Below are 15903 nucleotides of genomic sequence, written 5' to 3'. Positions count from 1 at the left end.
GAGTGGTAACGACGAACAACGAACCGGTCGTTGACGCGGTCTAGGCCACCATGAAGATCTCTTTCCTGATCCACAACGCCTACGGAATCGGAGGCACGATCACCACCACGTTCAACCTGGCCGGGGCACTCGCCGAGCGGCACGACGTGGAGATCGTCTCCGCCTTACGCCACCGGGAGGACCCCAACCTCACCCCGCACCCCGGGGTGCGGCTGCGGCCGCTGGTGGACCTGCGCAAGGAAGCGGACCATCCGCTGCACCGGAGACCGGCGCGGGTGTACCCGCCCGCCGAGTACCGCCACCACCAGTACAGCGAGCTGACCGACCAGCGGATCGGCGAGCACCTCGCGTCGCTCGACGCCGACGTCGTCATCGGCACCCGCCCGGGCCTCAACGTGCACATCGCCCGCCAGGCCCCGCATCACGTCCTGCGCGTCGGCCAGGAGCACCTCACCCTGGACAACCACTCCCCGCGGCTGCGCACCGCGCTGCGCCGCGCCTACCGCCGGCTCGACGTCGTCACCACCGTCACCGAAGCGGACGCCGCCGCCTACCGGCGCAAGATGTGGCTGCCCGGCGTCCATGTGGAGGCCCTCCCGAACAGCGTCCCCGACCCCGCGCTGCCTCCCGCCGACGGCACCGCCAAGATCGTGATCGCCGCCGGCCGGCTCGTGCGGGTGAAGCGCTACGACCTCCTCATCGAGGCGTTCGCCCAGGTCGCCGCAGCGCACCCGGACTGGCAGCTGCGCATCTACGGCAAGGGCGAGGAGCAGCCCGCCCTGCGGCAGCTCATCGAGCGCCTCGGCCTGTGGAACAACGTGTTCCTGATGGGGGCCGCCACCCCCATGGAGGCCGAATGGGCCAAGGCCTCGATCGCCGCGGCCACGTCCGACTTCGAGCCGTTCGGCATGACCATCGTCGAGGCGATGCGCTGCGGGCTGCCCGTCGTCAGCACCGACTGCCCCTACGGCCCCGGCGAGATCATCAAGGACGGAGCCGACGGCCGGCTGGTGCCGGTCGGAGACCGCGACGCCCTCGCCTCGGCCCTGCTGGAACTCGTAGGTGACGACGAACGCCGCCGCCGCATGGGCCGCACCGCCCTGGAGAACGCCCACCGCTTCGCCCCGGGCCCCGTCGTCGCACAGGCCGAACGCATCATCGACGAGGCCATGACGGCCAAGAACACAGGCCGGCGGGCCACCGGGCAGCACCGCCGTACGGACAGTCCGCTGGCCGGCCGCGGCCACGCCGCCCGCGACCTCGCCCACACCGCTGCCGCCGGCGCCCTGCGCGCGATACGGAAGGGACAACGATGAGCAAGCACCACGACACCTCCCCGCGCACCGACTGCGCCGTCGACACGGACGGCCGGATCACCTTCCGCCTCCCCCCTTCCCAGGCCGCCCGCCCCCAGCTGCTCCTGGTGCTGCGCCCCAAGAAGGGCAGGCCCGAGACGACCCGCCACCACCTCGGACTGGAACCCGACCCGGCCGACGGCGGATGGCACACCGCGCTGGAACCGCGCCAGACCCTCGACGAAGGCCGCTGGGACCTCTATCTCCTGCCGGAACCGGGAGCCGAACGACAGCGGCTGCGCCCCGGCCTGCGGGATCTGCGCGTCCTCATCGACGGACACCTCCGCGACCGGCCCTCGCCCATCACCGTCCGGATCCCCTACGTCACGAAGGACGGCTTCCTCGCCCTGCGGGCCTGGCTGCGCACCGCCCACGCCGAGGCCCGCACCATCGATGTCACCGACCGGGCCGTCACGGTCGAGGCCCGCCTGCACGGCGCCCGCCTCCACGAGGACGCCACCGTGCGGCTGCGCCTGCGCGGCAGCGACACCGTACGGAGCCTGCGCCCCCGGATCGCCGAGGACGGCAAGGGCTTCTCCTTCACCGCCGACCGGAAGGACCTGACGGTCGACGGTGGGGGAGCGGGCCGGTTCTGGGACGCCTTCGTCCGGCCCACCGCCGACGCGCGGCCGATCAGGATCGGCCGGCTCCTCGACGACGTGGCGGACCGCAAGCACGTATACGTCTATCCGGCGATCACCGCGGACGGAACTGCGGCGCGTCCCTACTACACCGTCGACAACGATCTCGCGATCGAGATGACGTAAGCCGAATACCGACATGCCCGAAATGAAATTCCATGGAGTTTCGGGTGGTTATTTCGTCAAAGCGCGGCGACAGGCATGTGTGGATTTTGTGCAAAGCGGCGGCAAAAAGGTCAGGGGTGCGTTCTCAACAGCCGCAAACCGGAAGGGGACTTGCGGCAATAACCAAACTCGCGTACCTAGGTGAATCATGAACCTGTTCAACCGCGTCGTGTCGTCCCGCCGGCAGGCGCCGCCCGTCCCCCCACAGCGCCCGGCCGGCGCACCGGCATCCCCCACCGCCGTGCTGCCGGACCCCCGTCTGACCGACCTCACCGGTGAATGGGTCGTCGATCCCGCGCACAGCAGGATCGGCTTCTCCGTCCGGCACGCCATGGTGACGACGGTGCGCGGTTGTTTTCTGGAGTACGAAAGCCGGCTCTACTTCGACGCGCACGACCCGGCCCGCTCGCGGGCCGACCTCACCCTGTTCACCTCCAGCGTCGACACCGGAGTGGAACAGCGCGACGCCCATCTGGTCGGCCGTGACTTCCTGGACGCCGCGACCTATCCGCGTATGCGCTTCACCAGCACCGGCGTGGAACAGACGGGCTCGGACCTCTTCCGCATGTCGGGCGAGCTCACCATCAAAGGCGTCTCACGCCCCGTCGTACTCGATCTGACCTACATCGGACACGTCACCGACCCCTTCGGCTACGAAAGGGCCGGATTCGACGGCACCACCACCATCAACCGCTCCGACTGGGGGCTGACGTACAACAGCAGGCTGGCCGAGGGCGGTGCGATGGTGAGCGAGAAGGTGCGTCTGCAGCTCGACATCGCCGCCATCCGCATGGCCCCGTCGGCCGGCTGACCGTTCCGCGCGCGGCCGTACGGCTCACGACTCGGCGTCGGCCCCGGTCACGACCCGGATCGTGGCCGGGCCGAGCGTGAGGACCCCGTCGCTCGGCGGCGTGCACCGGCCGATGGCCGGCGTCGTCCGGGAGGCTCTCCGCGGCCATGGTGGTCACCGACGCGTTCCGGGTGGGCGGGCCAGGGGCCCAGGGCAGTTCTGATGGGTCTCCGCAGGAGGAAAAGCCCTAGTAGCGGTCGCCGGCCAGTCCCAGATCGCGGCGTACCTCGGCCCGGGGCACGCGCTCGTCCGACGGGCCGGGGGAGGGCCCGTCCGCCCGCCGTCCGGCCGGCCGGTGCGCGGGCGACACCGGCAGCTGCGGCACCTCCACCTCGGCCATGACGCCCACCCTGCGTTCCGGTGACGGTGCGCCGGGTCGTCACTCGTCCTGTCTCCGCCCCGGCCCGCCCTCCTCCAGGGGGGCACGGCCGTCCGCCGACTCGCCCGCGGTGAGGTGCTCCAGGACCTCGACCAGTTCCTGGCACGCGCGCTCCACGGAACGCCGGGTGTTGATCTGCTCGGTGATCACGGCCGACAGGATGAGCGCCGTCAGGGCCATCGCCCCGTTGAAGGCCTGCAGTTTGAGCATCACCTCCACGCGGCTGAGCCCCTCGAACGGCCCGGTCCCGTCGGTCGCCGCCACCGTGATCATGATCGACGCGAAGAGGGCGCACAGCATGCTGCCCGCCAGCTGGAAACGCAGCGCGGCCCAGATCAGCAGGGGATAGACGAGGAACAGCAGACTGAGCCAGCTGTGTGCGGCCAGCGGCACGACACAGCAGGCCATCAGCGCCAGGCCTGAGGCCTCCTTCCAGCGCGTCAGGGGCAGGGGCCGGTGGAAGCGGGCCAGCAGGAGCAGCACCGGGGTGATGATCAGCACGCCCATGGCGTCGCCCACCCACCAGGCCAGCCACACGGCCCAGAAGCTCGGCCAGTCGAGCTTGCCCGTGGCGATCAGGAGCCCGGCGCCCACGGTCGAGCTGATCAGCATGGCCGTGAACGCCCCCAGGAACACCAGGGCGAGACCGTCCCGCAGCCGGGCGAGATCGGTCCGGAATCCGACTCGGCGCAGCAGCAGATACCCGACGACGGGCGCCGCCGTGTTGCCCGCCAGGACGCCGAGGGAGGACGGCGTGAGGGAGGTGATGGACACGATGACCAAGAAGGCACCCAGGGCGATCCCCGGCCAGCAGCGCAACCCGAGGAGCAGCAGGAAGGCGACCGAGACGCCGGTGGGGGGCCAGATGGGGGTGACGACCGCGCCCTCGACGACCAGCTCCCGCAGCAGGCCCAGCTTCCCCGACACGTAATAGCAGGCGGCGACGGCCAGCGTCTGCAAAGCGAGGACGACCGGCTTGCGCAGATCCTGGCTACCCACCACAGCAGCCATCAGACACCGAGGTCGCCGCGTCGGCGAGGCGGGAGCGGGGCTCTGCGGCCCTATGGCTGAGCGTCCGGCCCTTCGAGGCCGACCACCAGGACGGCGGCGTCGTCGTCGTGCCCCACCCGCTCGGCACCCTTGATCACGGCCGCCGCGAGCGCGTCCACGTCCATGCCCGCCACCACGGCGATGCCCGCGAGCCGCATCACCTGGTCCAGCCCCTCCTCGAGCGGCATCGACGGCCCCTCCACGACACCGTCCGTGAGCAGGACGAACACCCCGCCCGTGGTGAGCTCGTACCGGGTCACCGGGTACGAGGCCCCTGTCTGGACCCCGAGAGGCGGGCCGCCCTCGTCCGCGGTGAGGCCGGACTTGCCGTCGGCGGTCGCCCAGATGCAGGGCAGATGCCCCGCCCGTGCGCTCTCCAGCACCCCGGCGCACGGATCGAGCCGCATGAAGGTGCAGGTGGCGAACAGGTCCGAGCCGAGGGACAGCAGCAGATCGTTGGTCCGGGCCAGGACCTCGCCCGGCTCGCTGGTGACGGAGGCCAGGGCCCGCAACCCGGCGCGCACCTGCCCCATGAAAGCGGCTGCCTCGATGTTGTGTCCCTGGACGTCACCGATGGACAGACCGATACGGCCGTCGCCCAGCGTGAAGGCGTCATACCAGTCGCCGCCCACGTTGAGGCCCTGGGTCGCGGGCGCGTACCGCACGGCCAGGTGCAGCCGCCGGGCGACGGGCAGATCCCGCGGGAGCATGTCGCTCTGCAGCGCGAGGGCCAGCTCGACCCGTGAGCGCTGCATCTCGGCCTGCGCTCGCGCCTGGGCCGTCAGGTCCCCGAGCCTGGTCAGCAGCTCGTCGCCGTCGTCCGTGGTGCCGGTGCGGGACATTGATCACTCCGGCGAGGGTGGTCACGATCGATGAGAACCCTCGGGTGGCAAAACATCTCAAATGCGTCCATAGGATGATACTCAGTCGAGCGCTCCGGCGACGACTCGCGCTCCCCGCGCTCGCGCACCGTGCGCGCTCACCGCACCGGCCGGCCCGCCCCGGAATCCACCCGTCGGCCCACCGCCGCCAGGACGAAGGTCACGCTGATCAGCAACGCCCACGCGCCGAACTTCGCCACCCCCACGGGCTCCCACCCGTGCTCCTGGTGCGGATAGCGCCACGCGCCGACCAGGGTGGCCAGATTCTCCGCCACCCACAGAAAGAACCCGATCAGGACGAACGACACGGCCAGCGGCATCCGTCGGCGCGTACCCCGCACCGTGAAGCGCACCGACGTCCTGAACGTGACGGCCACCAGCAGCCCGGCCAGCACCCACCGCGCGTCGGGCAGCCAGTGATGACTGAAGAAGTTGACGTAGACGGCCGCGGCCACCGCGGCGGTCGCACGCGGCCGATAGCGCACGATCTCCAGATCGAACAGATGCCAGGCACGGCAGATGTAGCTCCCGACAGCCGCGTAGAGAAACCCGCCGTACAGCGGGACACCGGCGAACTTCAGGACAGCCGGCTCCGGGTAGCTCCAGGACCCGAGCGACACCTTCACCAGTTCGAAGGCCAGGCCGATGACATGGCAGACCGCGATGACGGCGACGTCCCGTCCGCTCTCCCAGCCGCGCATCCAGAACACCAGCGTGAGCAGCACGCCGTAGACCACCAGCAGGTCGTAGCGCGCCAGAGGGAGCTCGGGCGGCAGCGTGGACACGGCCACGCCGCACAGCAGCGCGATGGCGAACGCGCAGGCACGCGTCTGCGTCCACGCGAAGTCGAGCAATTGACGCACCGGTGCGGCCCAGGAGCCGGCGAAGCCTGAAGGGATCATGGTGCCCTGTAGGACGGCGGCGCACGCCGACCGGTTGCGGCGACCCTCCCACCCGCCACCCCTCGGGCGAGGAGCCGAAGATCCGCTTTACGGTGTCCTGGTGCGCTCTGTTCCGAAATGGGTCCTGCTGTCGTCCGGCTGCGCGCCCGTCGTGCTGATCATGGGCTGGGCGGTGTCCGCATCCCTGCAAGGCCCCTCCTACGACCCCGCCGCCCAGACGATCAGCGTCCTCGCGGCTCCCGGCGGCTCCAGCTACTGGGTGATGACAGCCGCCTTCATCGCCCTGGGCATCTGCCACCTGCTCACCGCGTGGGGACTGCGCCCGGCCGCGCCCGCGGGACGAGCGGCCCTGGCGGCCGGGGGTGTGGCGGCCCTGGCCGTGGCCCTGTTCCCGGCGCCGAGCAGCGGCGGCTCCCTCACGCACGGTTCGGTCGCCGTCGTGGGCTTCGTCGTCCTCGCGGTCTGGCCCCTCCTGGCCGCCAGAAGGGGCGACGCCGTGCCCTGGGCCCTGAGGCCCCTTCCCTCCCTGGGGGCGACCGCCGTCATGGCGCTGGGCGCGGCATGGTTCCTGGCCGAACTCCACCAGGAGGGCGCCCCTGGCGCGGCCGAACGCGCGGTGACCACGATCCAGTCGGTCTGGCCCTTCGCGGTGGTCCTGTCCTGCTTCTCCTTCCGCGCTCCCGCGCGGATCTGATCGACCGCCCGCTCCGGGCCGACGGTGTAGCGATGCACGGCACATACGCCCCGCCGGCGTACGGCGTGCTGCTGTCGGCCGAGAAGGCGAGGGATTCGACCGCCTCGCCGGGGGTGGGCAGCGGCCCGCCCAGGGGCTGCTGGGTGAGGGTGTCCCAGAGCCGCAGCGTGCCGGTGTCGCCGCCGACGGCGAGGGTGCGCCCGTCGGGGCTGAGAGCGAGCGCGCTCACTTCCTCGGGGGCGAGCCACCGAGGGAGGAGGGGAAGACGTTCCGCAGGATCCCCGCGCGATGCCGCAGCCGGCCGTCCCGCAGCGCGACCCGCCCGGTCCGGTCGCTCGCCGCCGGGACCCGGCCGTCGAGGCTGAACGCGAGGACGCTGATCTGCTCGCCCTGGACGAGGTCCCGGCCGCTGCCCGGCCCGCCGGGCCACCCGGTTGTCGCCGACGATCAGCCGTCCGTCGAGGCGTACCACGAGATGGGTGCCGGCGGCCATGAGTGCGCACCAAGCTGTCCAACGCCACCTTAGACAACGCCACTTCCCGCTGGCCGGCGCCCTCGTCGGCAACATCAACAAGGTCCGCGGCGCCGACAGCCGGGCCGTGCCCGCGATGCCCGCGTTCTGACGCACACCGGGCTTCCCGGCCGCGGCCGCCGACGCACCCCCCAGGGCGCCGGCGGCCGCTTCCCGCTCCACGCCGGGCTGTCGAGGCGGTGATGGCCGAACCGCCTCGAGGACTCCCTGCGGCAAGGCCGGCCGACACTCAGCGGGAAGCCAGCCCCCGCTCCTGGGCCGCCGCCCCGAAGTAGTCGCCGCCCTTGCGCTTGACGTCGTCGGTGCCCCAGGCCTGCTCGCCGTCGGCGCCGGAACCGTCCGCCCTGCCGCCGTTCTGCCGCAGCGGCGCTCTGACCAGCCTCGGTATGTGCTTCGAACAGTGGATGTACGCCTCCTCGACCTCGACCTCCACCCATACATGGGGACGACGGCCCGGTACGGGATCCACCGGCAGGTCGGGATACCTCTGGCGCATCGTGCCGTCGCTGACCAGCCGAGCCCGGCCGTTGACATGCAGGCCGATACGGTCCCGTGCGAAGTCGATCATCAGCAGGCCGACGTGCGGGTTCTCCCGGATGTTGCCGAGCGAGGCCATGACGCCGTTCCCGCGGTACTCCGGGTAGGCCAGGGCTCCTTCACCGAGTACCCGGAGAAAGCCGGGCGGGCCGGCCCGGAACGTGCTGTCGCACTCGCCGTGGCTGTCCGCGGTAGCGAGGAAGAACATCTCCTGGCGGGCCACGAACTCCCGCATGCGTGGATTGAGCCGGTCCAGCACCTGCTCGTCGTAGAACCGGTCGGCGCGGCCGACGGTGCCCAACTCACGTTGGATCTGGTGCTCGCCCTGACTTCCGGGCCGGTCCGCCCGCTCATCGTGGTGCAACGGTCCTCCTGACGGTTCACCTCGGCACAGCTGGCTGAATCAGCCACCTGTCAGGCCGAAAAAGCACCACCGGCCATGCAGGAGAGGGTAGAGCAGTCGCTCGCACGGCACTTCGGGGGACGACGACGAGACCGCGGTCCGCCTGCCTTCTTTTGGCGTAGGAGTTCATGTTCTCAATTCGCCACTTATCTCACGTGATGCAACGGTCTACATATGATTTCGTCACAGAACGTTGAAATGATCAGAACGCGCGACTGTCGCCGCCGCAGGGCGAGTCCGGCCTTCGTGCTCTTCGCGGCCGCCGTGATACTTGGCGTTGCCACCCGAGCGGAGGCCGCGCCGTCCGCTCGATTCGGGCCCGACTGGGACGCCATCGCCGCGTGCGAGTCCGGTGGGAACTGGAAGGCGAACACCGGCAACGGCCACTACGGCGGCCTGCAGTTCACCCAGTCCAGCTGGGTGGCCGCCGGAGGACGGAAGTTCGCCCCGCGCGCCGACCTGGCCACCCGCAAGGAACAGATCGCTGTGGCCAGGCGTCTGGCCGCGTTGCAGGGGATGTCCGCTTGGTCCTGCGCGCGGGTGGGGTAGCGCGAAGGCAGGTCCGCGGAGCGGGAACCCCTACGAGGGCGGCCCAAGCGGGTGGCCGGGCGTGATGGTTCCGTCGCTCCCGAGCACCGGCACCGCTTCGAGCACGAGTATGGCGAGGTCGTCGGCGATGGGCTGAGTGCTGAAGTCGTGGGTGGTCTGGCGGATGCGCTCGGCGATGGCCTTTGCACCCAGCCCGGTGCAGGTGGCGAGTACGCGGGCCAGGCCGTTGTCGTCGTCGAGTTGGTGCGTGCCGTTGCGGCGTTCGGTGACGCCGTCGGTGACGCAGAGCAGAGTCTCGCCCGGGGTCAGGGTGATGGTGTCGGCGTGGTAGTTGGTGTGTTCTTCGACGCCGAGCAGTATCTGGGGCTGGGCGGCGGCCATGACCGTGCCGTTGGTCGCCAGTCGCAGGGGCGGCGGGTGTCCGGCGCTGGCGATGGTGCATCGGGTGCTGCCGGTGGCGGCGTCGGGTTCGAGCTCTCCGTAGAGCAGGCTGAGCAGGCGGGGGCCTTCGTGTTCGCCGCGGAGTGCGGCGGCTTCGGCGGCTTCCTCGGCCATCGCGCGGTTGAGGCGGTTGAGAAGGGTCTCGACGCCGTGGCCTTCGCGCGCCAGAAGCCGTACGAGGTGACGTGCGAGTCCGGTGACGGACATGGCTTCCATGTCGTGGCCGGAGACGTCGCCGAGGAGGAAACACCACCGGTGCCGCCCCATAGGGAACAGGTCGTAGAAGTCACCGCCGACGGTCTGGCCCTCAGCCCAGGGCTCATAGACGATCGCCGTGTCGATGCCGGGGATGGCGGCGAGCGAGGTGGGCAGCTGCCGGCGCTGGAGTGTGCGGCTGATGCTCGCCTGGCGGGTGTAGTGGCGGGCGGTGACCACCGCCTGCGCCGTGCGGCGGGCGACGTCTTCGACGAGCCGTACGACGGTGTCGGTGAGTTCGGGTTGTCCTGCCTGGCCGATGAGGAGCGTGCCGTGGTACCGGCCGCCTGCGACGAGCGGGAAGGCCAGGGCGGAGCCGCCTGCGGTGTGGGTGGCTTCGCCTTCCGGCCAGGGCCAGGGGAGGCCGGTCGTGCGGAGTGCGGCGCTCGGGGGGTCCTTCTCCAGGGAGCCGCGGAGGGTGCGGATGCGCTGTTCGTCGGTGTGCCAGACGCGGGAGAGCCGCAGGCCGCCGTGGTCGGTGGTGAGCCAGATGCCGCACCAGTCGGCGAGCCTGGGGACCAGGAGCTGGCCGGCGAGGGCGGCGACCATGTCCTCGTCCAGCTGTCCGGCGAGGAGCTCTCCGGCCTCGGCCAGGAACCACTGCCCTTCGCGTTCGGCCCACTGGGCTCTGTGGCCGGGGTGCCCGCGCGGCAGGGCGGGCTCCGGGGGCGGCGGCGGGCGGCGGGCGACCTCGACCGGCAGCCCGGCGGCGCGGTGCTCGGTGCCGGCGAGCGAGGGCGCCGACGCCGCGCATTCCAGGCGGACCCACGTTGCCTTCCCGTCGCGCCGGCAGGTCACGCCCCAGGATTCGGCCAGTGCGTGCATGAGCTGCCGGCGGTAGCCGTGCACAGGGCTGTGCGGGCTCGTGGCGCCGCCGGTACGGCGGGCGGCTCCGTGCTCCAGCACCTCGACCACGACACCCACCCAGCCGGCCTCGCCACCGGCCTGTGCCTCCCCGGTCTCGAGGTGACAGGCCACTTCGAGGCCGGACCCGGCGTGTGCGGCGGCGTTGGTGACGAGTTCGCCGGCGAGGAGCACGGCATCGTCGACGGACCGGTCGCTGATCGCCGGCGCCGCGGGGGAGTGGGGCGCGGTCCGTTCGGTGAGTACGGCACGCACGAACTTGCGTGCCGCCGAGGCCGCCAGTTCGTTGGCTGGTACATGCATCCGTGCTGGTGCTGTCGAACGCGGACCGAAGGCCCGTCGTGTCTGCGACCCCGCTTGTGGCCTCACGGCAACTCCTGCCCAGCTCACTGCGGACCAGTACAGGACGAATGTAGCCTAATCGGTGAGTGGTCATATTTTGCGCCAAGAGAAGTGTGTTGTCATGGATTCTGTCGCTCGCTCTGAACTCGCTTCCACTGAGCCGGAATCCGGGGAGCGGCAGTCCGCTGCGACCGGTTACGCGGACGTGGGAGCGTCTGCGCCCGGCCCGGGGGGTGAGTGGGTGAACGTCGCCGAGTTGCGTCCGCTGCTGACGGCCATGAGTTCTCTGTGTGACGGCGACTTCACGGTACGTATGGGCGACGTGCCCGAAGGGATTCTCGCGGAGCTGGCAGGCAAGTTCGACCAGATCACCACCCGGAACGCGCACCTGGCTTCGGAGCTGGAGCGAGTACGCCGAGAGGTGGGCCGGCAGGGACGGCTGGACGAGCGGCTGGCGGCGAGCCCCGGGGCGGGCGGATGGACGACGAGCGTGGACGCCGCCAACGCGCTGCTGGAAGCGCTGTCGGTCCCGATCGTGAATGCCACGCGGGTCCTGGACGCGGTCGCCGACGGTGATCTGACGCAGCGCGCCGAGCTCCACGACGGCAGGCGCCAGCTCCGCGGTGATCTGCGGCGTCTGGGGCGCGGGGTGAACCGGATGGTGGAGCAGCTGTCGTTGTTCACCGGCGAGCTGACCCGGGTCTCCCGGGAGGTCGGTACGGAGGGCCGTCTCGGCGGGCGTGCCACGGTGCAGGGGTTGTCCGGTGACTGGCGCTATGTGACCGAGGCGGTCAACACGATGGCGTCCCGGCTGACGGCGCAGGTGCGGGACATCGCGGTGGTGACCACGGCGGTCGCGCGCGGTGATCTGACCCGGCAGGTCACGGTGGAGGCGACCGGCGAGCTGCTGGAGCTGAAGCTGACCGTGAACACGATGGTCGACCAGCTGCGGGCGTTCGCCGACGAGGTCACCCGGGTCTCCCGGGAGGTCGGTACGGAGGGACAGCTGGGCGGCCGGGCGCAGGTGCCGGGCGTGTCCGGGGTGTGGAAGGACCTCACGGACAACGTCAACTTCATGGCGTCCAACCTGACCTCGCAGGTCCGCAACATCGCCCAGGTGACCACGGCGGTCGCCACGGGCGATCTGAGTCAGAAGATCACGGTGGACGCCCGGGGCGAGATCCTGCAGCTGAAGCTGACCGTGAACACGATGGTCGACCAGTTGTCGGCGTTCGCGGGCGAGGTCACCCGGGTTGCCCGCGAGGTCGGCACCGAGGGCCGCCTGGGCGGCCGTGCCCAGGTCCGCGGGGTGTCGGGGGTCTGGAAGGACCTCACCGAGAACGTCAATTTCATGGCGGACAACCTGACCTCGCAGGTCCGCAACATCGCCCAGGTCGCCACGGCCGTCGCCCAGGGCGATCTGGGCAAGACGATCACCGTGGAGGCCAAAGGCGAGATCCTGGAGCTGAAGTCGACGATCAACACGATGGTCGACCAGTTGTCGGCGTTCGCGGGCGAGGTCACCCGGGTCGCCCGCGAGGTCGGCACCGAGGGCAACCTGGGCGGGCAGGCGCAGGTCCGCGGGGTGTCGGGGGTGTGGAAGGAGCTGACGGACAACGTCAACTTCATGGCGTCGAACCTGACTTCGCAGGTCCGCAACATCGCCCAGGTGACGACATCGGTCGCCACGGGCGATCTGAGTCAGAAGATCACGGTGGACGCCCGGGGCGAGATCCTGCAGCTCAAGGAGACCGTGAACACGATGGTCGACCAGCTGCGGGCCTTCGCCGACGAGGTGACCCGCGTCGCCCGCGAGGTCGGCACCGAAGGCCGCCTGGGCGGCCGTGCCCAGGTACGCGGGGCATCGGGGGTGTGGAAAGACCTCACGGACAACGTCAACTTCATGGCGTACAACCTGACCTCGCAGGTCCGCAACATCGCCCAGGTCGCCACGGCCGTCGCCCAGGGCGACCTGTCGAAGAAGATCGACGTGGACGCGCGCGGCGAGATCCTGGAGCTGAAGACCACGATCAACACGATGGTCGACACGCTGTCCTCCTTCGCCTCCGAGGTCACCCGCGTGGCCCGCGAGGTCGGCTCCGAGGGCCAGCTCGGCGGCCAGGCCCGGGTCGAGGGCGTCTACGGCACCTGGAAGCGCCTGACGACGAACGTCAACGAGCTCGCGCTCAACCTCACCACCCAGGTCCGGGCGATCGCGGAGGTGGCCAGTGCGGTCACCCAGGGCGACATGTCGCGCGCCATCACGGTCGAGGCCCAGGGCGAGGTCGCCGAGCTGAAGGACAACATCAACCTCATGGTCTCCAACCTCCGCGAGACCACCCGCGCCAAGGACTGGCTGGAGTCGAACCTGACCCGCATGGCGGGGCTCATGCAGGGACATCGCGACCTGGTGGAGGTCGCCGACCTGATCCTGCGTGAGCTGACGCCGCTGGTGAACGCGCAGTTCGGTGCGTTCTTCCTGGCCGAGGCGGGCGCGCCGCCGGGTGAGGGCCTGCAGTTCATCGCCGGGTACGGCACCGACCAGGCCGGCGGGGGCAGCCCGCTGCCCGGCAGCGGCACCCCGGGCCGCGGGCTGATCGCACAGGCCGCGCAGGAGAAGAAGCGCATCCTCATCACGGATGTCCCGCCCGACTACATCACCATCAACTCCGGGCTCGGCACGGCCCGCCCGGCCAGCATCGTCATCCTGCCCATCCTCTTCGAGGACCAGGTGCTCGGAGTGATCGAGCTGGCCTCGCTGAGCAAGTTCAACGATGTGCATCTGGCCTTCATCGACCAGTTCGTCAACACGATCGGCGTCTCGACCAACACGATCATCGCCAACGCCCGTACGGAGTCACTGCTTTCGGAGTCCCAGCGGCTCACCTCCGAGCTGCGTGAGCGGTCCGACGAGCTGCAGCGCTCCAACGCCGAACTCGAGGAGAAGGCCGCACTGCTGGCGACCGCCTCGCAGTACAAGTCGGAGTTCCTGGCGAACATGTCGCACGAACTGCGCACGCCGCTGAACTCGCTGCTGATCCTGGCCCGGTTGCTGGCCGACAACCCCGACGGCCACCTGGCCGAGCAGGAGGTGCAGTTCGCGACGACCATCTACCGCTCCGGCTCGGACCTGCTCCAGCTGATCAGCGACATCCTGGACCTGTCGAAGATCGAGGCCGGACGGATGGACGTACGCCCCAAGACTCTCCCGCTGATCAAGCTGCTCGACTATGTCCACGCGACATTCCGGCCGCTGACCATCGACCGCGGCCTGGGTTTCGAGATCGCGGTGGAGAAGGACGTGCCGGCCGAGCTGTACTCCGACGAGCAGCGTCTGCAGCAGGTGCTGCGCAACCTGCTGTCCAACGCGGTGAAGTTCACCCACGACGGCCATGTGGAGCTGCGTGTCAGCCGGGTGCTGGGCATGCACTTCACCGAGGAGACGCTCAAGAACGCCGATGCCGTCATCGCCTTCTCCGTGAGGGACACCGGGATCGGTATCGCCACCGAGAAGCTGCCGATGATCTTCGAAGCGTTCCAGCAGTCGGAGGGCACCACCAACCGCAAGTACGGCGGCACCGGCCTTGGACTGTCCATCAGCCGGGAGATCGCCGGAATGCTCGGCGGCAAGATCGTCGCCGAGAGCGAGCCGGGCGTGGGCTCCCGCTTCACCCTCTACATCCCCGCTCTGCACCCCGGCGCCACCGCGGTACAGGGCCCCGCGGACCTGCGCACCGTCGGCACCGCTCCCGCCCTTCCCCCGGAGCCCGACCCGTCGCCGGCCGCCGGGGACACCTCGCCCGAGCACGTGCTCGACACCACGGAAGCCCTCGAGCCCGGCACGACGTCCCCCCATCACCTGCCCGACGACCTGCCGGGCGACGGCCGGACCACCGAACCAGCCAATGGCCGCGAGGACACCTGGCCGGAGACCACCCGGCTCAAGGAGTGGCTCAGCGGCCGCCCCGGCCGCGTCCTGGCGGGCCGCCGCATCCTCATCGTCGACGACGACATCCGCAATGTCTTCGCCCTCACCCACGCGCTGGGCCGAGTCGGCATCACCGTGCGTTACGCGGAGAACGGCCTCGAAGGCCTCGAAGTCCTGGAACGCGCCGCTGACGTCTCCGTGGTCCTGATGGACATCATGATGCCCGAAATGGACGGATACGAGACTATCCGTGCGATCCGGGACACCCCCCGCCTCGCCCACCTGCCGATCATCGCCCTCACCGCCAAGGCCATGCCCCAGGACCGCGACAAGGCGATCGACAGCGGCGCCAACGACTACGTGCCCAAACCGGTCAACATCGACCGCCTGCTCTCGGCGATCTGCGACCTGCTCGACCCGCCCACCGACCCGCCGCCCCCCTCGCCCGCACCGGACCCGGACACCGCCGACGCCCCCGAACCACCACCACCGGCTCACGACACCGCCGACGATCCGCCCGAGGACGCACGATGAACACCGACCTGGCCAACCCGTGCAGCATCCTCATCGTCGACGACATGGAGGAGAACCTCATCGCCTTCGAGGCCGTACTCGGCCCACTGCACCAGCATCTGGTCCGCGCACGCTCGGGAGAGCAAGCCCTGAAGGCCATGCTGCGCCAGGAGTTCGCCGTCGTCCTCCTCGACGTCCGCATGCCCGGCATGGACGGCTTCGAGACCGCGGCCAACATCAAACGCCTCGACCAGACCAAGGACGTCCCCATCATCCTGGTGACCGGTACCGAGGGGGGTGCCGACTACGCCTACCGGGGATACGCCATCGGCGCCGCCGACTTCATCGCCAAACCGGTCGACCCCTGGGTCCTGCGCACCAAGGTCACCGTCTTCCTCGATCTGCACCGCAAGACCCGCCAGTTGGCGATGCGCGCCACCGGCACCGACACGGACCGGCTCACCGAGATCGCCCAGCAGCTCACCGAGATCAAACAGCTCCTGCGCGACGGTCCGCAACCCGAACCCGACATGGCGGCACTCGCCGACCGCGTCGCAGAGGTGGAACGCGCCGTGGGAACCCTCCTCCTGGGCCGCACAGCCACTGAGTAGCCGCGCTCTAC

The 15903-nt window shown here is 70.3% G+C and carries 13 protein-coding genes and 1 pseudogene; 7 read left to right on the top strand and 7 right to left on the bottom strand.

What is annotated here, in order from left to right:
- Positions 1-50 precede the first annotated feature (50 nt).
- From ACFZBT_RS22700 to ACFZBT_RS22690, 3 genes are all read left to right on the top strand, one after another.
- Positions 51-1316, top strand: coding sequence for a glycosyltransferase (locus tag ACFZBT_RS22700; RefSeq protein ID WP_391106166.1), 1266 nt, complete (start codon positions 51-53; stop codon positions 1314-1316).
- Positions 1313-2122, top strand: a complete 810-nt coding sequence (locus ACFZBT_RS22695; RefSeq protein WP_391106164.1) for a transferase — start codon at positions 1313-1315, stop codon at positions 2120-2122. Before ACFZBT_RS22700 ends, ACFZBT_RS22695 begins: the two co-directional genes overlap by 4 nt.
- Before the next feature lie 187 nt (positions 2123-2309).
- Positions 2310-2972, top strand: coding sequence for a YceI family protein (locus tag ACFZBT_RS22690; RefSeq protein ID WP_391106162.1), 663 nt, complete (start codon positions 2310-2312; stop codon positions 2970-2972).
- Positions 2973-3198: 226 nt separating this feature from the next.
- On the opposite strand, the gene ACFZBT_RS22685 is transcribed toward ACFZBT_RS22690, so the two are convergent.
- From ACFZBT_RS22685 to ACFZBT_RS22670, 4 genes are all read right to left on the bottom strand, one after another.
- On the bottom strand, positions 3199-3351 hold the full coding sequence (locus tag ACFZBT_RS22685) for a hypothetical protein (RefSeq protein WP_391106160.1): 153 nt from the start codon (positions 3349-3351) through the stop codon (positions 3199-3201).
- Between the two features lie 39 nt (positions 3352-3390).
- Positions 3391-4401 (bottom strand): MASE1 domain-containing protein, encoded by a 1011-nt coding sequence (locus tag ACFZBT_RS22680; protein WP_391106158.1) that lies wholly within the window; start codon positions 4399-4401, stop codon positions 3391-3393.
- 50 nt (positions 4402-4451) lie between these two features.
- The gene (locus tag ACFZBT_RS22675) at positions 4452-5282 is read right to left on the bottom strand and encodes a SpoIIE family protein phosphatase (RefSeq protein WP_391106156.1); all 831 of its coding nucleotides are present in this window, start codon (positions 5280-5282) and stop codon (positions 4452-4454) included.
- A 137-nt stretch (positions 5283-5419) separates the two neighbouring features.
- On the bottom strand, positions 5420-6223 hold the full coding sequence (locus tag ACFZBT_RS22670; RefSeq protein ID WP_391106154.1) for a DUF817 family protein: 804 nt from the start codon (positions 6221-6223) through the stop codon (positions 5420-5422).
- Between the two features lie 100 nt (positions 6224-6323).
- On the opposite strand from ACFZBT_RS22670, the gene ACFZBT_RS22665 reads away from it, so the two are divergent.
- Positions 6324-6917, top strand: a complete 594-nt coding sequence (locus ACFZBT_RS22665; protein WP_391106152.1) for a DUF998 domain-containing protein — start codon at positions 6324-6326, stop codon at positions 6915-6917.
- A gap of 187 nt (positions 6918-7104) precedes the next feature.
- On the opposite strand, the pseudogene ACFZBT_RS22660 reads toward ACFZBT_RS22665, so the two are convergent.
- A pseudogene (locus tag ACFZBT_RS22660) lies at positions 7105-7410 on the bottom strand (hypothetical protein); the annotation flags it as partial.
- Positions 7411-7678: 268 nt separating this feature from the next.
- On the bottom strand, positions 7679-8350 hold the full coding sequence (locus ACFZBT_RS22655) for a pyridoxamine 5'-phosphate oxidase family protein (protein WP_391106150.1): 672 nt from the start codon (positions 8348-8350) through the stop codon (positions 7679-7681).
- Positions 8351-8587: 237 nt separating this feature from the next.
- On the opposite strand from ACFZBT_RS22655, the gene ACFZBT_RS22650 reads away from it, so the two are divergent.
- Positions 8588-8938: a transglycosylase family protein gene (locus ACFZBT_RS22650; RefSeq protein WP_391106148.1), complete on the top strand. Its 351-nt coding sequence runs from the start codon at positions 8588-8590 to the stop codon at positions 8936-8938.
- A gap of 30 nt (positions 8939-8968) precedes the next feature.
- Here ACFZBT_RS22650 and ACFZBT_RS22645 read toward each other — a convergent pair whose 3' ends face one another.
- Positions 8969-10801, bottom strand: coding sequence for a SpoIIE family protein phosphatase (locus ACFZBT_RS22645; RefSeq protein ID WP_391106146.1), 1833 nt, complete (start codon positions 10799-10801; stop codon positions 8969-8971).
- A 316-nt stretch (positions 10802-11117) separates the two neighbouring features.
- Here ACFZBT_RS22645 and ACFZBT_RS22640 point away from each other — a divergent pair, with 316 nt between their 5' ends.
- On the top strand, positions 11118-15302 hold the full coding sequence (locus ACFZBT_RS22640) for a HAMP domain-containing protein (protein ID WP_391106144.1): 4185 nt from the start codon (positions 11118-11120) through the stop codon (positions 15300-15302).
- Positions 15299-15892 (top strand): response regulator, encoded by a 594-nt coding sequence (locus tag ACFZBT_RS22635; RefSeq protein WP_391106142.1) that lies wholly within the window; start codon positions 15299-15301, stop codon positions 15890-15892. Before ACFZBT_RS22640 ends, ACFZBT_RS22635 begins: the two co-directional genes overlap by 4 nt.
- Positions 15893-15903 lie beyond the last annotated feature (11 nt).

Source organism: Streptomyces sp. NPDC008137 (assembly GCF_042957035.1).
Classification (GTDB): domain Bacteria; phylum Actinomycetota; class Actinomycetes; order Streptomycetales; family Streptomycetaceae; genus Streptomyces.
The sequence above is the reverse complement of the archived record's forward strand: the minus strand, read 5'-3'. Positions and strand labels throughout refer to the sequence as shown.

What these genes read in the sequence shown, in the direction of transcription:
- ACFZBT_RS22700 (WP_391106166.1), top strand. Translation starts at nt 51, where the DNA reads ATGAAGATCTCTTTCCTGATCCACAACGCCTACGGAATCGGAGGCACG.
- ACFZBT_RS22695 (WP_391106164.1), top strand. Translation starts at nt 1,313, where the DNA reads ATGAGCAAGCACCACGACACCTCCCCGCGCACCGACTGCGCCGTCGAC.
- ACFZBT_RS22690 (WP_391106162.1), top strand. Translation starts at nt 2,310, where the DNA reads ATGAACCTGTTCAACCGCGTCGTGTCGTCCCGCCGGCAGGCGCCGCCC.
- ACFZBT_RS22685 (WP_391106160.1), bottom strand. Translation starts at nt 3,351, where the DNA reads ATGGCCGAGGTGGAGGTGCCGCAGCTGCCGGTGTCGCCCGCGCACCGG.
- ACFZBT_RS22680 (WP_391106158.1), bottom strand. Translation starts at nt 4,401, where the DNA reads ATGGCTGCTGTGGTGGGTAGCCAGGATCTGCGCAAGCCGGTCGTCCTC.
- ACFZBT_RS22675 (WP_391106156.1), bottom strand. Translation starts at nt 5,282, where the DNA reads ATGTCCCGCACCGGCACCACGGACGACGGCGACGAGCTGCTGACCAGG.
- ACFZBT_RS22670 (WP_391106154.1), bottom strand. Translation starts at nt 6,223, where the DNA reads ATGATCCCTTCAGGCTTCGCCGGCTCCTGGGCCGCACCGGTGCGTCAA.
- ACFZBT_RS22650 (WP_391106148.1), top strand. Translation starts at nt 8,588, where the DNA reads ATGATCAGAACGCGCGACTGTCGCCGCCGCAGGGCGAGTCCGGCCTTC.
- ACFZBT_RS22645 (WP_391106146.1), bottom strand. Translation starts at nt 10,801, where the DNA reads ATGCATGTACCAGCCAACGAACTGGCGGCCTCGGCGGCACGCAAGTTC.
- ACFZBT_RS22640 (WP_391106144.1), top strand. Translation starts at nt 11,118, where the DNA reads ATGAGTTCTCTGTGTGACGGCGACTTCACGGTACGTATGGGCGACGTG.
- ACFZBT_RS22635 (WP_391106142.1), top strand. Translation starts at nt 15,299, where the DNA reads ATGAACACCGACCTGGCCAACCCGTGCAGCATCCTCATCGTCGACGAC.